Source organism: Cutibacterium nasicola (genome assembly GCF_052654715.2).
Map to the genome: position 1 here is coordinate 768,334 of NZ_CP199745.2, position 17,007 is coordinate 785,340.

Annotated in this window: 13 protein-coding genes and 1 pseudogene; 13 read left to right on the forward strand and 1 reads right to left on the reverse strand. The window is 61.9% G+C overall.

The genetic code is table 11. The features are described 5' to 3' along the window. Positions 1-12: 12 nt before the first annotated feature. Positions 13-1,906 (reverse strand): annotated as a pseudogene (locus ACUCCZ_RS03515) (BglG family transcription antiterminator). A gap of 1,005 nt (positions 1,907-2,911) precedes the next feature. On the opposite strand from ACUCCZ_RS03515, the gene truB reads away from it, so the two are divergent. The 13 genes from truB to ACUCCZ_RS03580 all read left to right on the forward strand — a co-directional run bounded on the left by truB (position 2,912) and on the right by ACUCCZ_RS03580 (position 16,998). Next, positions 2,912-3,799, forward strand: a complete 888-nt coding sequence (gene truB, locus ACUCCZ_RS03520) for a tRNA pseudouridine(55) synthase TruB (RefSeq protein WP_435918064.1) — start codon at positions 2,912-2,914, stop codon at positions 3,797-3,799. 332 nt (positions 3,800-4,131) lie between these two features. After that, positions 4,132-5,463, forward strand: coding sequence for a quaternary amine ABC transporter ATP-binding protein (locus ACUCCZ_RS03525; protein WP_435918063.1), 1,332 nt, complete (start codon positions 4,132-4,134; stop codon positions 5,461-5,463). A 5-nt stretch (positions 5,464-5,468) separates the two neighbouring features. Further along, positions 5,469-6,335, forward strand: coding sequence for an ABC transporter permease (locus ACUCCZ_RS03530; protein ID WP_069102739.1), 867 nt, complete (start codon positions 5,469-5,471; stop codon positions 6,333-6,335). Between the two features lie 82 nt (positions 6,336-6,417). After that, on the forward strand, positions 6,418-7,425 hold the full coding sequence (locus tag ACUCCZ_RS03535) for a glycine betaine ABC transporter substrate-binding protein (protein ID WP_435918062.1): 1,008 nt from the start codon (positions 6,418-6,420) through the stop codon (positions 7,423-7,425). Positions 7,426-7,530: 105 nt separating this feature from the next. Next, positions 7,531-8,463, forward strand: coding sequence for a bifunctional riboflavin kinase/FAD synthetase (locus tag ACUCCZ_RS03540; RefSeq protein WP_435918061.1), 933 nt, complete (start codon positions 7,531-7,533; stop codon positions 8,461-8,463). Between the two features lie 260 nt (positions 8,464-8,723). Beyond that, positions 8,724-8,987: a 30S ribosomal protein S15 gene (gene rpsO / locus ACUCCZ_RS03545; RefSeq protein ID WP_435918060.1), complete on the forward strand. Its 264-nt coding sequence runs from the start codon at positions 8,724-8,726 to the stop codon at positions 8,985-8,987. 305 nt (positions 8,988-9,292) lie between these two features. After that, a complete protein-coding gene (locus tag ACUCCZ_RS03550; protein ID WP_435918059.1) occupies positions 9,293-11,500 on the forward strand; it encodes a polyribonucleotide nucleotidyltransferase in 2,208 nt (735 codons plus the stop codon). 177 nt (positions 11,501-11,677) lie between these two features. Beyond that, a complete protein-coding gene (gene dapB, locus ACUCCZ_RS03555) occupies positions 11,678-12,418 on the forward strand; it encodes a 4-hydroxy-tetrahydrodipicolinate reductase (protein ID WP_435918058.1) in 741 nt (246 codons plus the stop codon). A gap of 16 nt (positions 12,419-12,434) precedes the next feature. Next, positions 12,435-13,250 (forward strand): DUF2993 domain-containing protein, encoded by an 816-nt coding sequence (locus ACUCCZ_RS03560; RefSeq protein WP_435918057.1) that lies wholly within the window; start codon positions 12,435-12,437, stop codon positions 13,248-13,250. Between the two features lie 107 nt (positions 13,251-13,357). After that, entirely contained in the window at positions 13,358-15,097 is a 1,740-nt protein-coding gene (locus tag ACUCCZ_RS03565) for a pyruvate dehydrogenase (RefSeq protein WP_435918056.1), read from the forward strand. Between the two features lie 208 nt (positions 15,098-15,305). Further along, complete coding sequence (locus tag ACUCCZ_RS03570) at positions 15,306-16,217, forward strand: glycosyltransferase (protein WP_435918055.1); 912 nt, start codon at positions 15,306-15,308, stop codon at positions 16,215-16,217. Beyond that, positions 16,207-16,362, forward strand: coding sequence for a hypothetical protein (locus tag ACUCCZ_RS03575; RefSeq protein WP_435918054.1), 156 nt, complete (start codon positions 16,207-16,209; stop codon positions 16,360-16,362). Before ACUCCZ_RS03570 ends, ACUCCZ_RS03575 begins: the two co-directional genes overlap by 11 nt. Before the next feature lie 96 nt (positions 16,363-16,458). After that, positions 16,459-16,998, forward strand: coding sequence for a lysophospholipid acyltransferase family protein (locus ACUCCZ_RS03580; RefSeq protein ID WP_435918053.1), 540 nt, complete (start codon positions 16,459-16,461; stop codon positions 16,996-16,998). The last annotated feature ends 9 nt before the right edge of the window (positions 16,999-17,007 follow it).

The following is a 17,007-nucleotide window of genomic DNA, read 5'->3' on the forward strand; positions in this document are numbered from 1 at the left end:
CTCTCCTCGGAGTTAGACGGAATTGCAGGGGCGGGAGGCCATGAGCCAGAAGACGTCCTCATAGCTGGTGAGCAGGCTTAGCCGGTTAAGCAGGTCGGGCTCGTTGGTCAGGCGAACGATCTCGTCATAGACAGTGACGAGGATGGTGTCGTCGTAGTCGGTTTTGTCCGGAACACCCATTAGGAAGACGACGCGGGCGCCGGGCTGCTCTGGGCTGTGCGGAATGGTCGCCATCGCCAGCACGATGCGTTCGGCCCCTGGGATGGTGGCGTGCGGGAATCCGAAGCATGGTCGCGTCGTCTTCGCGGGCCCGTAGCGTGGCCAGGAAAGACTCGTTGACCAGGCCTTGGTCGACGAGGTGGGTTACGAGGGCCTCGGTCGCCGACCAGTAATCGGTTCCTGCTGGCATGTCCATGAACCGGTCGGGGGACAGCATCGACATGAGTAACGACGAGTTGGCACCAGCGAGTTGAAGATCGACGTGACCACGCAGGTTTAGCCGTGACATCCGGCTGATGAGTTCGGTGGGATCGAAGACCTGGCCGAGCTGAATGACCGGAACTTCACGGACGGCAAGGGCCGTGATGTCGACATCGGGGGTGGCGACGACGAGGTCCATTCTGGCCAGCGTCGACGAGTCGGCCTCGTCGCCGGTCAACATGAGGTATTTGGTGCCGTGGGGGAGCACCTTGTCGAGCTGGATTCGCATGAGGTGAGCCGAGACTCGCCCGGTTGCCGTGACGATCGCCAACCTGAGGTGGTGGCAGGCACGGTGAGAGTCGAGGAATACCTGGTGATAGCCGGCCAGTAGTCCGGTCTCGGAATCACTGATACGCATACCGGTGCGTTCCTCGATGACGTCGCGGCTAATCTCGGCCATCCGGTGGGCTACCGGGTACTGATAGCGAATGCTGTGCACAGAATCCTCGTCGATCGTGACGCGAAATCGCATCCGGTTGAGCATGAAAGTGAGGTGGTGAGCGAACTCGTCAGCAAGCTCGTCTGCGTCCAGATGGATCTGCATGACCTCGGCGATGCGTTCAAATATGGCGTCGACGAGGTCGGGAACCTCCTCGTCAGCGGGGAAGAGCTGACGACCTTGTGCACTGTCGGGGGTACGCATCCCGGCGACCGACATGGCGAGGAAGAGTTCCTCCTTGATTGAGAAGGTGGTCGAAACGAGACTTTCAGCTTCAGCGAGGAGTTCGGAAGCAATGCGGTGGGCGGGGGTGTTGCGAAGACGTTGGTACTCCTCGGGCATCTCGTCTAGTGGGTGGCCGGTGAGGGTTCGATCGAGTAGGACGGTGAGCCAGCGACGCACATAGTGACGTGATGGCCTGGACAGGTGAGCCTGCTCAGTAATCCGGGCAACGACGGCGACGATGTCGTCGTCGATAGGGTACTCGTCGACGAGTTCTTCGGGATAGAGGGTTAGTTCGGCCAGACGCAGATCGAGTTCCTTAGCGGCGAGCCTGAAACCCCAGTTCGAACGCCCCTCAATGCGTACTCCGAGGGGTTTGAGGGCTTCACGCAATCGGGCTGCATCAGCCAGGACGGTTGCTCGGGAGGTGCAGACGATGTCGGCCAGGTCGTCCGAGGTCACCGGGTGTTTGGCAGATAGCAGGACTCTGAACTCCTGTGCGCGGCGATGACGCGGGTCGTTGAGGGAGTCCGTGGCACGGACCAGATGACCACGAATTCGGCTGTATCCCTGTGGGTCGAGAATGTAGAGGCGGTAACAGCCGTTGGCGGGACGTACGGATGCTGCAGGGGCCAGCATACGGTTGAGCGTGGTGATGGCGTTGGTGATGGTGCGAGGGCTGACCTGTAGGCGCTCTGCCAGCGCTTCGGTGGAGGCTGCCAATGATGTTTCCAGTTGCCTGAGGATCCACATCTCTCGGTCCATGACGATCACCTCCTTGTGCTTGACCTCGTTGGTTGGCATGAAATTAACACCGCACCTGCGTCCCGGTCTTGCAACATTGTGTGTGTTTCTTTCCGACTCTTGGAAAGGCAGTGGCGCGATAGTCGCCCCGTGCGGTCGTGGCACACACGCAGCTGCATACTGCTGGAGGGGATAGCGCCCGAGTCGCCCCGTGCGGTCGTGGCACACACTCGCTGTTCGTCAGCTAGAGGATGATCTGCTGTTTGCTGTTCTGATGCCGGTTTTGATCCTCTCAGGACGACGATGCGGCATGTCCGTCGGCCTTGATCCCTCTGCGGTTGGCTGCTTGAGTCGACGCGCCATAGAAGGCGTGCGGTTTTCGATAGCTACCAGGCCCAGGGCTCTGCAGTACGATGCAGGACTCTGACTGGTCTTCTTGGGGATTCTGCACGGCAGCTGCGACATTCCAGTGAGCGCCGATTGGCGGTCCAACGTTACCGACTACTCCCACGCCACCGGCTGCTTGTGCGACGCAAGGTGCATTGATGCTATTACCGGAGCAGACCTTCCGGATTCGACCCCCGCCGTGCAGTTGGTGAACCGAATCGAAACACCTTCTTGACGTCAGTAAGAGATCCCCGCGTCGATCATCGCTCTGCACGGGGCGGGGCAACTTGCCCTCTGCTCCGTTGGGTTGACGACGGTGTCGATTATGAAGGGTAAGGCGGTCCTGACATGGTGTGTGAGTTTGAAGGCACGCTGTGAGGTCCTCTCCCCCCATGATGACTGTCCAACTGGCGGTGTCGGCATGATGCTGAACCCTCGAGGCACTTGACTGTCAGCTCGAAACACTGCCGAGGGGGCGCCGTGACTCTGAACTCTGGCGGCCTAGTGCATGTCGCAACGCGGCTGCCCCACGCGGTCAGAGAAGTTAATGCCCAGAAGAATGGCCTCGTACATAGTTATCGCGCACCTTTGCAGCAGGCCAGCTTGTTGGAGCCCTCCTGGGTCGGGATACTGGTTCCGATGAATACTCTCCAGTCTGGCGTCCTCGTCGTCGACAAGCCCGCCGGAGTGACCTCCCACCAGGTCGTCGGGCAGGTGCGTCGTCTCATGGGAACCCGCAAGGTCGGTCATGCTGGGACTCTCGACCCGATGGCCAGCGGGGTCCTCGTTGTCGGGGTGAATCGTGCAACTCGGCTGTTGGGCCACCTGTCCCTGCACGACAAGGACTACACCGCCACGATGAGGCTGGGGGAGAGCACTGTCACCGACGACGCCGAGGGAGACGTCACCGCGACCACCGACGCCTCGGTGATTGACGACGTGGCCATCCGTGCCGCAATGTCGCGTCAGACTGGGGACATCCAGCAGGTTCCCACTGCCGTCAGTGCGATCAAGATCGACGGCCAGCGTGCCTACGCCAAGGTACGAGCTGGCGAGGACGTCGTCTTGCAGCCCCGTGCCGTCACCGTTTCTCGATTTGAAGCGACTGGTATTCGACGGCAGGGTGACGTTGTTGACGTTGACGTCAAGGTGACGTGCTCCTCGGGAACCTATGTTCGGGCGCTGGCTCGCGACGTGGGTGCCGATCTTGGAGTCGGGGGACACCTCACGGCGCTGCGTCGCACCCGTGTCGGGCCTTTTGATCTGAGCACCGCATGTTCAGATGTTTTCGCGGCAGATGCCGTTCCCCCCGTCCCGATGACGATGGCTGAGGCTGCTCGGCTGAGTTTCCCCATCGTCCACCTCACGGCGGAACAAGAAGCCGCTATCCGGGTTGGAAGACCCCTACATTTCGTTGTGCCATCGGAAGTGACCGCAATGGTTTCCAGAAACGGTGAATTGTTGGCGCTGTATCGTCCCGATGACGACCATCCCGCTCAGAGTCGCGCAATATGCGTGCTGGTCTGATGGCCGGGAACGAACCACGTGAGGGAGAACGCCCCACAACGGCCCCAGACATGGCGCAACGTTGACGTGGCTGTTGGCGCGCTCATCAATGTTACCCGCGTATAAGTGTGTGCCCATGCCATAGTTGTATAAGTCTCACAACAATTCTACTTCTGTAATTAAAGATATTCGTGCTTGCGGGTGGCGATTTTGCATGATATCATAAAAAAGTTGTTTTGTGCTGATGTCGGCCCATCATTTCGGTGTCTGATATCGCCGTGGCGTGAGGCCGTGGTGTTTGTTGCGCCGCCTGAGTTATTTTCCAATCGTCAATACGAAAGGTAACGTACGACGTGGATTTGGTTCGAGCATCCCACCTGTACAAGGTTTTCGGTAAACACGAGCGACAAGTGATCGAAAGACTCAAGGCAGGTGAGTCTCGAGAAGATCTGGCATCTCTCGGCACTGCGGCTGTCATCGACGTGAACTTCAAGGTTGCCAAAGGTGAGACCTTCGTCGTCATGGGCCTGTCGGGGTCCGGAAAATCCACTCTCATCCGGATGATCAATGGGCTGTGGGCGCCCTCCGAGGGCACTGTTGAGGTCGCCGGCAAGGTCGTTTCCGACATGAACGACGCCCAATTGCGCGAGCTTCGTCGCGACCATGTGTCGATGGTCTTCCAGCACTTTGCCCTTCTTCCTCACTTGACTGTTCGCGAGAACGCGGCCTACGGGCTGAAGCTGCAGGGCAAGCTCAAGTCGAAGGACCGACTCGAGAAGGCCAATGAGTGGTTGCACACCGTGGGTCTCAAGGGATGGGGTGACAAGTACCCCCATCAGCTCTCGGGTGGTATGCAGCAGCGAGTCGGTCTGGCTCGCGCTCTGGCCGCGGAGACCGACATCCTTCTCATGGACGAGGCCTTCTCGGCCCTTGACCCGCTCATCCGTCGCGAGATGCAGGACCAGCTCCTCGAGCTGCAGAGCACTCTCAACAAGACGATCATCTTCATCACCCACGACCTCAACGAGGCCATGTACCTCGGCGATCACATCGCGGTCATGCGCAATGGTCGTGTCGCCCAGATCGGCACCTCTGACGAGATCCTCACCCAACCGGCCGACGACTACGTCGCTGACTTCGTCCAGGATGTCGACCGCAGCCGAGTGCTCACGGCATCGGCGGTCATGCGCCCGACAGAGGCCATCGTCTCCAAGTCGGCAGATCCTCGCCAGGTCCAGCGCATCATGGACCAACACGACTGGGCGGGCGTCTTCGTCGTTGACGAGCACCGCCGTCTGCTCGGCATGGTCGGTGACCAAGAGGTCATCGAGGCTGCTCGTCGTGGCGATCGCAGCATTGCTGGAGTCGTCGAGACCGGCGGCATCCTCACCGTTCGCACGGACACCCCATTGTCCGATCTTTTCGCCCCGTCCAAGGACGCACGAGTGCCCCTGGCCGTCGTCGACGAGGACTTCCACCTCATGGGAGTCATTTCCCGAGTCGCCCTGCTCGACTCCATGTCGCGTTCCCAGGACAAGGTGTCCGAGGGATCCGTGATGTCCCTGGAGGACACCGGGAAGCTACCCGTCATCAAGGGCGTCGGAGACCCCGTTGGTCTTCCACCAGCTGACCAGACGATGACCGCGACGGTTGCGTCCACTCCGACCATCGAGAAGGAGGCCTGATCGAGATGGGCTTCAATTTCGTCAACCCCCGTATTCCGTTGGGAAGCTGGATCGAGACCTTCTTCGACTGGTTCCAGCACGCCTTTGACTGGCTCATCACCTTCACCAACGTCGTCATCGGCGGTATGTACGACGGGCTCAACCTCGTCCTGTCCAAGCCGCTGTATCTGGTCATGCTGGTCGTCTTCGCCGCCATCGGCTGGGCCTGTGCGAACTGGAAGGTGGCAGTGTTCGCCCTCATTGGGTTCTACCTGGTCCGGGCGATGGATCAGTGGAACAACACCATGCAGACCCTGGCGCTGGTGGTTGTGGCCGTCATCCTGGCCCTCATCCTGGCGATCCCGTTGGGTATCTGGGCAGCCAAGTCGAAACGCTTCTCGGCCATCATCAAGCCGATTCTCGACTTCATGCAAACGATGCCCTCGCTGGCATACTTGGTTCCGGTCATCGTCCTCTTCGGAATCGGCCAAGTTCCCGGTGCCATCGCGACGATCATCTTCGCCCTGCCGCCTGGCGTGCGCTTCACCGAGTTGGGTATTCGCGGCGTCGACACCGAGACGGTGGAGGCCGGCGCAGCCTTCGGTGCTAGTCCGCGTCACATCCTGTGGCGTATCCAGATGCCGTTGGCCATGCCGACGGTGATGGCCGGCGTCAACCAGGTCATCATGCTGGCCCTGTCCATGGTCGTGCTGTCGGGCATGGTTGGTGCCGGTGGTCTTGGCGGTGACGTCGTCGCAGCCCTGTCCCAGGTCGACATCGGTCTGGGCATGGAGGCTGGACTGGCAGTGGTGATCGTGGCCGTCTACCTGGACCGCATCACCAATGGACTGGCCAATCGCACCTCGCTCGCCCGGGCACAGCGCGCCAACTGATCACAACAGGGCAGCTGAACCCAATAGGACGACTGAGTCCCATGCAGAACATGAACACGAGGTAACAATGAGGAGTACAAGTATGGTTCGACGCAAGTTCATCGCCGTGGCCTCCATCCTGACGATGGGTGCCCTGACCCTGTCTGGATGCGATGCCTCCAACAGCGGAAACGGAGAGTCCGGCAGCTCTGACACGGCCTCCGACAATGTCAACACGAAGTGGGCCGACTGCACCCCGGGCGACGGATCCAAGGACACGACGTCCATGAAGGCCGATGGCAAGAAGGACATCACGATTGGCGCCTTCAATGGCTGGGATGAGTCCTTCGCCACCGCCGGGATCATCAAGAACGTCCTGGAGAAGGACGGTTACAAGGTGACGATCAAGGGCTTTGACGCCGGTCCAGGCTATGCCGGACTTGTCGCCGGGGACATCGACCTCATCACCGACGGTTGGCTTCCCCTGACTCATGCCGACTACGTCAAGCGCTACGGAGACAAGATGGAGAACCTTGGCTGTTGGTACGACAACGCCAAACTCACCATCGCCGTCAACAAGGACTCCAAGGCGAAGACCATCGGCGATCTGAAGTCGATGGGTGATGAGTACGGCAATACCCTTTATGGCATCGAGGCAGGCGCCGGACTGACGAAGGCCACCAAGGATTCGGCCATCCCGAAGTACGGTTTGAAGAACATCAACTTCAAGATCTCGTCAACGCCGGCGATGTTGTCCCAATTGAAGAAGGCCACTGCCGCCAAACGTGACATCGCGGTGACGCTGTGGCGTCCGCACTGGGCCTACGGCGCGTTCCCGATCCGCGACCTCAAGGATCCCAAGAACGCCCTGGGCGACGCTGAGGTGATTTACAGCTTCGCTCGTCCGGGCTTCGAGAAGGACTTCCCGAAGGCCGCTCAGTTGATGCGCAACATGGCTTTCGACGACAAGACGCTTTCCGATCTTGAGGACACCATGTTCTCCGCGGACAAGTACGGTGGCAAGAACCAGGAGAAGGCCGTGGCGGAGTGGACCTCGCACAACGAGGCGTGGGTCGACAAGCTCAAGTCCGGTGAACTCACCGAGCGCTGAGTGGCTACGGACCGCATATGTAGGCGTCCCACCGCGTCATGACGCGGTGGGACGCCTACATATTCCACGAGGGCGACGCGCAGTGATGATTTTCGAATTCGGGTCATGGGCAGTTGGCGCCATAGACTGCCGAGCGTGTCTGTTCCCGAGCAATCGCCAACCGTCGTCATCGGAAACTTCGATGGTGTGCACCGTGGCCACCAGGCCCTTGTCCAACAGGCCAAGAGGCTTGACCCGGACGGTTGCGTTGTTGTCGTCACCTTCTGGCCCCATCCGCTGACTGTCCTCGCCCCTGATCAGGCTCCGGCCCTGCTGTGCCTGCTGGAGCGACGCATTGACTGGCTGAAGGAGGCCGGTGCCAGTGAGGTGCGCGTGGTCAATTTCACCCCGGAGATCGCGGATTGGTCCCCGGCGGCCTTTGTCGAGCGAATGATCAGCCCCCTGCAGCCCGAGCACGTCCTGGTGGGCCAGAACTTCCGCTTCGGACGTCACGCCGTGGGCACTCCGCAGACCCTGTCAGAGATTGGCCGGGGCCGCTTTGAGGTCCATGCCATGGATCTCGTCGCCATGTCCGGTGTCACGGTGTCGTCAACCCGGGTTCGCGAGGTGGTGGCAGCTGGCGATGTCGCGGAAGCCGCCGAGTTGCTCGGACGCCCCTTCGAGGTTGGTGGCGTCGTCGTCATGGGCGACCAGCGCGGACGCGAACTGGGATTCCCGACGGCGAACCTCGTCCTGCCGGCAGGGCGTGCCGTTCCTGCTGACGGGGTGTACGCCGGATGGTTGGAACCCAGTAGTGGTCCGGACGCTGGTCGCCGACTTCCCGCTGCGATCTCGGTGGGGACCAACCCGACCTTCGATGGTCTCGAGCGCCGAGTTGAGACCTACGTCATCGATCGCGATGATCTCGAGCTCTACGGGGTTGACGTCACGGTCACCTTTGCCGAGCGACTGCGTGGGCAGATCAAGTTCGACGGTGTCGAGCCGCTGATCTCGCAGATGACCGACGATGTCGACGCGGCTCGCAAGATCCTGGCCTGAGGCTGGCAATGACGTCCGGCAGTTCATGGGCCGGTGCGGGTGTGAACGTCGTGGGGCTACCCAGTGGGCCATGTTCTCCCTGACCACGTATCGAAAGGTCATTCAGTCGTGACCGGTCGTCCAGGCTTTGAATTCGCGCTCTGTGGGGACGAGATGATACTCTTTCCCAGTTGCCGTCAGATCGGCCGCGGCCTTGGAAGAGTCCCCTGCAATACGAGCGTCGGGGACGCCGCGCAACGGACAGGAAGGAACCCACCGAGATGGATGCTGCCGAGAAGAAGAAGATCATCGAAGAGTACGCAACCCACCCCGGAGACACCGGTTCCCCGGATGTCCAGGTCGCCATCCTCACCAAGCGCATCGCTGAGCTCACCGAGCACCTGAAGGTCCACAAGGGTGACCACCACTCCCGTCGTGGCCTGATGCTCATGGTTGGTCAGCGTCGTCGTCTTCTCAACTACATTGAGAAGAATGACATTGAGCACTACCGCGAGCTCATCGCTCGACTCGGTCTGCGTCGCTGAGCGTCACGGATCGACCGAATTGACGGGGTGTCCCTTCGGGGCGCCCCGTTTCGCATGTCCAGGAGCATCGTTGCCACTTCGTGGCACGACACCATGATTCGTGGGATGGGCCACAGATGCCGTAGACTCAAGATCACAATTAGATTCACTGTAACCGTCGACTGCCTCCCCATGACACATGGGTCCTCGGTAGTGGCCACCGGGGCACTGTCCCGGCGGCTTCGATCGAAGACCGGTGTGGTTGTACAAGAGGCGCCTTCTGGAGCGCCAGCGGGCGGCGGTCGGCCCTGCGAAAGGACATCCCTGTGGAGGGACCCGGACTCGAATTCACCGAGGCCATCATCGACAATGGAAAATTTGGCAAGCACGTCGTCCGCTTCGAGGCGGGACTGCTGGCCCAGCAGGCGGACGGATCCGCCGCCGTCTACCTCGATGGTGACACCATGCTGCTGTCGGCCACCACGGCTGCCAAGACTCCCCGCGATTCCATCGACTTCTTCCCGCTGACGGTTGACGTCGAGGAGCGCATGTACGCCGCCGGACGTATCCCCGGCTCCTTCTTCCGTCGTGAGGGACGCCCGTCCGAGGGTGCCATCCTCGCCTGCCGTCTCATCGACCGTCCGTTGCGCCCCTCCTTCGTCAAGGGTCTGCGCAACGAGGTCCAGGTCGTCGTGACCGTCATGGCCCTCAACCCGGCTGTTTACTACGACGTCGTCGCCATCAACGCCGCCTCGATGTCCACCCAGCTTGCTGGTCTGCCGTTCTCCGGTCCGATTGGCGGCGTCCGGATGGCACTCATTGACGACCAGTGGGTGTGCTTCCCATCCGTCGAGCAGCGCAAGGAGTCGACCTTCGACATGGTTGTCGCCGGTCGCGTCCTTGCCGACGGTGACGTCGCCATCATGATGGTCGAGGCCGAGTCCACCCCGGCCACCTGGGACTTCGTCCGTGGTGGACGCACAGCTCCGACCGAGGAGGTCGTCGCCACCGGTCTGGAAGCCGCCAAGCCCTTCATCAAGGTGCTGTGCGACGCACAGGTTGCCCTGGCCACCAAGCTGCCCAAGGAGACCTACGACTTCCCGGTCTTCAAGGACTACGAGGACGATGTCTACGCCGCCGTCGAGGAGAAGGCTGCCGACGAGCTCTCCCGCATTGAGCAGATCGCTGCCAAGCTGGAGCGTCAGGAGGCCGAGTCCGAGCTCAAGACCCGCATCAAGGCTGAGCTCGCCGAGGCCTTCCCGGAGCGCGAGGCCGAGATTTCCGGCGCCTTCAAGGCCGTCATGAAGAAGATCGTCCGCAAGCGTGTCCTTGACGAGGGTGTGCGTATCGACGGTCGTGGGCCCCGCGACATCCGCGCCCTGTCGGCTGAGGTCGGCGTCATCCCGCGCGTGCACGGTTCTGCCCTCTTCCAGCGCGGCGAGACCCAGATCCTGGGCGTGTCGACCCTCAACATGCTCGACATGGAGCAGAAACTCGACACCCTGTCCCCGGAGACCACCCGTCGGTACATGCACAACTACAACATGCCGCCGTACTCCACCGGTGAGACCGGCCGTGTTGGCTCCCCGAAGCGTCGCGAGATCGGCCACGGCAACCTTGCCGAGCGCGCCCTCATCCCGGTGCTGCCAACCCGTGAGGAGTTTCCCTACGCCATCCGCGAGGTGTCCGAGGCCGTCGGCTCGAACGGTTCCACCTCAATGGGTTCGGTCTGCGCCTCGACCCTCGCCCTGCTCAACGCTGGTGTGCCGTTGCGCGCCTCGGTCGCCGGCATTGCCATGGGCCTCATGAGCGAGACCGACGAGGAAGGCAAGACCAAGTACCTCGCCCTCACTGACATCCTCGGTGCCGAGGACGCCCTCGGCGACATGGACTTCAAGGTCGCCGGTACCAGCGAGTTCGTCACGGCCCTGCAGCTGGACACCAAGCTCGACGGCATCCCCGCGGACGTGCTGGCTGGTGCCCTCACACAGGCCAAGGAGGCTCGCACCGCCATCCTCGAGGTCATGAACGACGCCATCGACTCTCCTGACGAGATGGCTCCGACCGCGCCGCGCATCATCACCGTGCACATCCCGGTCGACAAGATCGGTGAGGTCATCGGTCCCAAGGGCAAGATGATCAACCAGATCCAGGATGACACCGGCGCCAACATCTCCATCGAGGATGACGGCACCATCTTCATCGGTGCCGACAACGGCGATTCTGCCGAGGCCGCCCGCACGATGATCAACGCCATCGCAAACCCGCAGATGCCGGAGGTCGGCGAGCGTTACCTGGGTACCGTCGTCAAGACGACGAGCTTCGGCGCCTTCGTCTCCCTGCTGCCTGGCAAGGATGGTCTGCTGCACATCTCCAAGATGCGTGACCTCAACGACGGCAAGCGCGTCGAGGCCGTTGAGGACGTGCTGTCGGTCGGTCAGAAGATCGAGGTTGAGATTGCCGAGGTCGACGACCGTGGCAAGCTCTCCCTGGTCTTGGCGTCCCATGAGGAGGACGACGACACCGAGGAGTGAGTCATCTCCTTGAATTGTTGATCCCGTGAAGGACTGACATTGACGGGCTGCCCCGGCACTTTCGCCAGGGCAGCCCGTTCTTCATGCGCGGATGACCAGTCCTCGGGAACGTCAGAACAGCTGGGTAGTCTGGACGCGGCGCCCGGACAGGCGCTGTCGTCAGGAAGGAAGGTCCAGATGATCAAGGTTGCCGTCTTCGGAGCCAAGGGACGTATGGGGGCTTCGGTGTGCCAGGCCCTCGAGGAGGCCGAGGACACCGAGCTCGTGGCCGCCATTGACAGTGGTGATGATCGTTCAGCCGCTGAGGGTGCCGACGTCATCGTCGATTTCACCACCCCCGACGCCGTGATGGAGAACCTCGCCTGGGCCATCGACCACGAGATCAACACCGTTGTCGGTACCACTGGTTTTGACGAGGACCGCTACCAGACGCTGCGCAACCAGCTCGCCGACCATCCCGACACCGGCTGCCTGGTCGCCCCGAATTTCTCCATCGGTGCCGTGCTCATGATGCACTTCGCCGAGCAGGCCGCGAAGTTCTACGAGTCGGTCGAGGTCATCGAGCTGCACCACCCCAACAAGGTTGACGCCCCCTCCGGCACCGCCCGCACCACCGCCGCCAAGATCGCCGCTGCTCGTCAGGAGGGCAGCATGGGGGATGTCCCGGACGCCACCCAGAGTCAGCTTGACGGGGCTCGCGGAGCCGTCGTTGACGGGGTCCACGTCCACGGCGTCCGTCTGCGTGGCCTCGTTGCCCATCAAGAGGTGCTCTTCGGAGCCGAGGGGGAGACCCTCACCATTCGGCATGACTCGATGGATCGGGTCTCCTTCATGTCGGGCGTTCTCACCGGCGTGCGCGGTGTCCTTGACCTTCCGGGACTGACCATCGGCATCGAAGGGCTGCTCGGACTTGAATGAGCGTCCTGACTTCTCGATGACGCCATCCGAGCCGACTCAGGTGCTGCCGCCAAGGCCTCAGATTGATCCCGGGGCGATGGTGACGGTCGAACGTGCTCGTCGCCCCCACCGCCTCATCACGTGGCTGATCGTTGTCGTCGTCATCGCGTTGGTCGCGGTCGCGGCAGTGATCACCGATCAGACCTTCCGGGCCAGGAGCGAGAAGGACGTTGCGGCCAACATTGCGAAGTCATTCGGGGCGGACGAGTCGAGCGTCGGTGTGACAATCCGCAATCGCCCCTTCCTCGGAGTCCTGCTGACTGACGAGCTCCAAGGGCTTGACGCGACCATACCGACGGCGACCGTCGCTCGGGACGAGACGACGGTGACCTTCCATGACGTGGACATCCACGCCAACGGGATCCGTCAGGCCCGTGAGGAATCCCGGACAGTCGCCGAGACAGCGTCGGCAACTGGCCGGGTCGACTGGTCTGAGCTTTCTCGGCTGGCAGGCGGCAAGATCACCTACAACAACGACACCGGGGACAACGGCACGGTGACCATCGTGCGCGACATGTCGGTTCTGGGAGCCCGAGTGGGCGTCAGCATCTCAGCCGTCCCTGGCGTCGAGGCCACCTCGCGGCGGGTGACGTTGACGAGTCCATCGGCGAGCTTGGATGGTATTGCGATTCCGGACATCCTGCTCAAGCCCATTCTGGAAGGCATCACTGAGCGATTCACCCTCCCCGATTTGGGCAATCTGCATTACGAATCCCTCGAGGCGACGCCGAAAGGATTGGAGTTTTCCCTTGTCGGGACAGAGGTGAAACTGTCCGACCTCACCGGCAAGTGATCCGCTGGGCGCGAATGATGAGGTGAGCCTAGGCGAAGAAGTCATATCCTGATCAGTGGTCGCTCGGCCGCTCATCCCATGTCGTCAGTTCCGTGGAGGTCCCTTTCATGAATGTTGCCGAACAGCTCGTCCAACAGCTCCTCGATGCGGGGGTGCGACGGATCTACGGTATCGTCGGTGACTCCCTGAACCCCGTCGTTGACGCAGTTCGCAAGACCGGCGGTTCTGTCAAGGGCGGTATCGACTGGGTCCACGTTCGTCACGAGGAGGCTGCGGCCTTCGCCGCTGCTGCCGAGGCAACCTTGACCGGCGAGCTGGCTGTCTGCGCAGGATCCTGCGGTCCGGGCAACCTGCACCTCATCAATGGTTTGTTCGACGCATACCGCTCCCAGGTCCCGGTTCTGGCCATCGCCTCACACATCCCCAGCGTCCAGATCGGCATGAGCTACTTCCAGGAGACCCATCCGGATCGCCTTTTCGTGGAGTGCTCCGATTACTGCGAGCTGGTCTCGACCCCTGAACAGGCTCCCCGCGTCTTCAACTCGGCCATTCGCCATGCGGTCGCGGGCAGCACCGTCTCAGTCGTGACCCTTCCGGGCGACATCACCGACAAGAAGGCTGCCGCTGCATCCCCGGTTTTCATCCCGAGCCGTCGTCCCTCCGTCGAGCCGAACCCGGAGGACGTCCGCCAGCTCGTCACGTTGCTCAATGACGTCAAGAAGGTCGCCATCTTCGCCGGCGCAGGCGTCGAGGGCGCCCATGACGAGGTGCTGGCCCTGGCTGACAAGCTCAAGGCCCCGATCGGTCACTCCCTGCGTGGCAAGGATTTCATCCAGTACGACAACCCCTTTGACGTCGGCATGACCGGCCTACTGGGTTACGGTGCCGCCGCCGAGGGCATGAACGACGCCGACGTGTTGATCCTGCTGGGAACCGACTTCCCCTACAACCAGTTCCTGCCGAACACCCTCACGGTTCAGGTCGAGAACCGTCCGGAGAAGTTGGGCCGTCGTACCGACGTGTCCTTCCCGATCCACGCCGACGTCAAGGCTTTGTGCAATGCCGTCACCCCGCTGATCAAGCGCCATGACGACAAGTTCCTCAAGGCCACCATCAAGCGTCACGCCAAGATCATGAAGGCCCCTGTCGGTTCGTACACCCGCAATGTCGAACGCATGAAGCCGATTCACCCCGAGTACGTCGCCCACGTCCTCAACGAGCTGGCCGATCGTGACGCCATCTTCACAGCCGACACCGGCATGTGCAATGTGTGGACTGCCCGCTACATCGATCCGCTGGGCACCCGTCGTCTCATCGGATCCTTCCTGCACGGGTCGATGGCCAACGCCTTGCCGCACGCCATCGGTGCGCAGGCCTCCCATCCGGGCCGTCAGGTCATCTCGGTCTCCGGCGACGGTGGTCTGTCGATGCTGCTCGGCGAGCTCGTGACGGCTCGCATGCTCAACCTGCCGGTCAAGGTCATCGTCTTCAACAACTCCACCCTTGGCATGGTCAAGCTGGAGATGCTCGTCAATGGCTTGCCCGACTTCGGCACCGACGTCCACGACGTGAACTATGCCGGGGTCGCCAAGGCGATCGGGTACCACGCTGAGCGTGTCGACGATCCGAAGGACGTGCGTCGTGCGCTCAAGAATGCCTTGGACTTCGATGGACCGGCCTTGGTCGAGGTGCTCACCGACCCCAACGCCCTGTCCCTGCCGCCGGAGATCAAGGGTGAGCAGATGATTGGGTTCGCCACCGCCATGAGCAAGATCGTGCTAAACCGTGGTGCCGGTGAGGCCGTCTCGATGGCCACCTCGAACATGCGTAACATCCCAAGATTCTGAGAGATCACGTTTTGGGGTCCGTCCGACGAGGACGGGCCCCACAGGCATTTTCGGACCAGGATCACGGGACCGAGGTTGGATGGCGTCAATGCAGGCAATGAACAGCGGTGGTGCTGCCGCATGAAGATCCTTCTTCCTCCAACCAGGAAATGGGACGACGGCCTCGACCCTTCGTTTTTCCCACGCATTGCGTGACCAGGGTCACGAGGTGCGTTTACTCAGCGTCGAGTCGACCCCGGTGCCCAGCACTCGCGGGATCCCCGTGGTCAGCGTGCCCGTCCTCTACCTGCCGCTCATCACCCACCTGGCTGACCTTCAGAACGTCGATCTCGCGCGCCCAGTCAGGGCCATTGTCTCCTCAGCGGTGGCCGAGGCTGACCTCGTGCATGTCGTCATGCCGTCGCTATTGGGGGCTTGTGCCAAACACGTGGCGCAGCATGCCGGTGTTCCCGTCACCGCGGGTTTCCACATCCAGCCTGAGAACATCACCTACAACGTGCACCTGGCCAACGCTCGACGCCTTGCCGACCGCATTTATCGCATGTTGTGGCTGGCGTTCTACCACGACGTGTCCCACATCCATGCTCCCAGTGAATTCATCGCCGATCAGCTGCGCAGTCACGGTTACGAACAGCACCTTCACGTCATTTCGAACGGGGTACCGCCAGAGTTTCGGCCCGGCCCGCCACGCGAGACGTGGATCCTGGGCGGCCCCGGTCCCGCCATCATCATGGCTGTCGGCAGACTCTCGCCCGAGAAGAGGATCGAGGTCCTCGTTGACGCCATTGCCCGGTCTCGACATCGCGATCGGATCCGTCTGGTGGTCGCCGGTCGAGGGCCGCAGCGAGAATGGTTGCAGAGGCGAGCCGAACGCACTGGGGTTGACGCCTGCTTCGTCAGCCACGACCGTCCGGAGGACCTCATCGCTGAACTGCGAGCCGCCGACCTCTATGTCCACCCCTCCGACGTCGAGATCGAGTCCTTGGCTGCCCTGGAGGCGTCCTCGGTCGGGTTGCCCTGCCTCATCGTCGACAGCCCGCTGTCGGCGACCAGCCAGTTCTGTCGTGTCCCCGAGCACGGACTGTGCCCGCCCCCGCGATCCGGAGAGGATGGCGGCTGACATCGACTGGTGGCTGGAGTGCCCGAGGGAACGTGAGGCTGCGGGCAAGGCCCAGGCGCGCTGTGGTCAGGAGTATGCCCTGGACAGGTCGGCTCGATTGCTGATCGAGATGTTTGACGCCGCCATTTCGGAGCCGACTGCATGACGAAGGTCCAACGCTTGGCCTATCTGACGATTGTCGGCCCAGCTGCTATGCTTCTCACCGGGGTGGCTTTTGCCTTTCGTCGACGAGGACACCACCATGTGGAGCCGGGGACGATCGTCGTCAGCAATCACGTCCACGATTTCGACTGCCTGGTCCTGGTGCGAGATCAGTCTGAGGTTCAACTCCCAACCTTCCAATTTCGGTATCCCGGTGGCCGGGCTCATCCTGCGAGCTTTCGGCACGATTCCGGTTGATTCTTCTGACGTACGCGGTTTCTTCTCGGCCAATGCGCAGGCAATGGCCGACGGTGACTGCGTCGTCATCTATCCAGAGGGAGACATCACCTGTTACGAGACCTCCGCAGGGACCTTCCGTCCAGGGGCCTTTGCCCTCGCGGTGCGCACCGGTGCCCCGGTGGTGCCAGTGGCACTGGTGCGGTCCGGGCGGAAGCTCGGAGTCAAGTGGCGGCGTCCGCAGCTGGAGGCCAAGGTGGGGCCGCCGATGTATGCCGATGAGACCCTGCCACGACGCCAGGCCAGGGAGGAGTTGCGCCAACGAGCTGAGAACTTCGTCTCCCAGGCCCTTGATGAAGCGGCCAGGACACATCGGGGCGAAGCTGTCGGAGTTTCCCGATAGGCTTCACGC

Coding starts and splice junctions, on each gene's coding strand:
- ACUCCZ_RS03535 (WP_435918062.1), top strand. CDS start 6,418: ATGGTTCGACGCAAGTTCATCGCCGTGGCCTCCATCCTGACGATGGGT.
- ACUCCZ_RS03530 (WP_069102739.1), top strand. CDS start 5,469: ATGGGCTTCAATTTCGTCAACCCCCGTATTCCGTTGGGAAGCTGGATC.
- ACUCCZ_RS03560 (WP_435918057.1), top strand. CDS start 12,435: ATGACGCCATCCGAGCCGACTCAGGTGCTGCCGCCAAGGCCTCAGATT.
- ACUCCZ_RS03575 (WP_435918054.1), top strand. CDS start 16,207: ATGGCGGCTGACATCGACTGGTGGCTGGAGTGCCCGAGGGAACGTGAG.
- ACUCCZ_RS03540 (WP_435918061.1), top strand. CDS start 7,531: ATGGGCAGTTGGCGCCATAGACTGCCGAGCGTGTCTGTTCCCGAGCAA.
- truB (WP_435918064.1), top strand. CDS start 2,912: ATGAATACTCTCCAGTCTGGCGTCCTCGTCGTCGACAAGCCCGCCGGA.
- dapB (WP_435918058.1), top strand. CDS start 11,678: ATGATCAAGGTTGCCGTCTTCGGAGCCAAGGGACGTATGGGGGCTTCG.
- ACUCCZ_RS03565 (WP_435918056.1), top strand. CDS start 13,358: ATGAATGTTGCCGAACAGCTCGTCCAACAGCTCCTCGATGCGGGGGTG.
- ACUCCZ_RS03580 (WP_435918053.1), top strand. CDS start 16,459: ATGTGGAGCCGGGGACGATCGTCGTCAGCAATCACGTCCACGATTTCG.
- rpsO (WP_435918060.1), top strand. CDS start 8,724: ATGGATGCTGCCGAGAAGAAGAAGATCATCGAAGAGTACGCAACCCAC.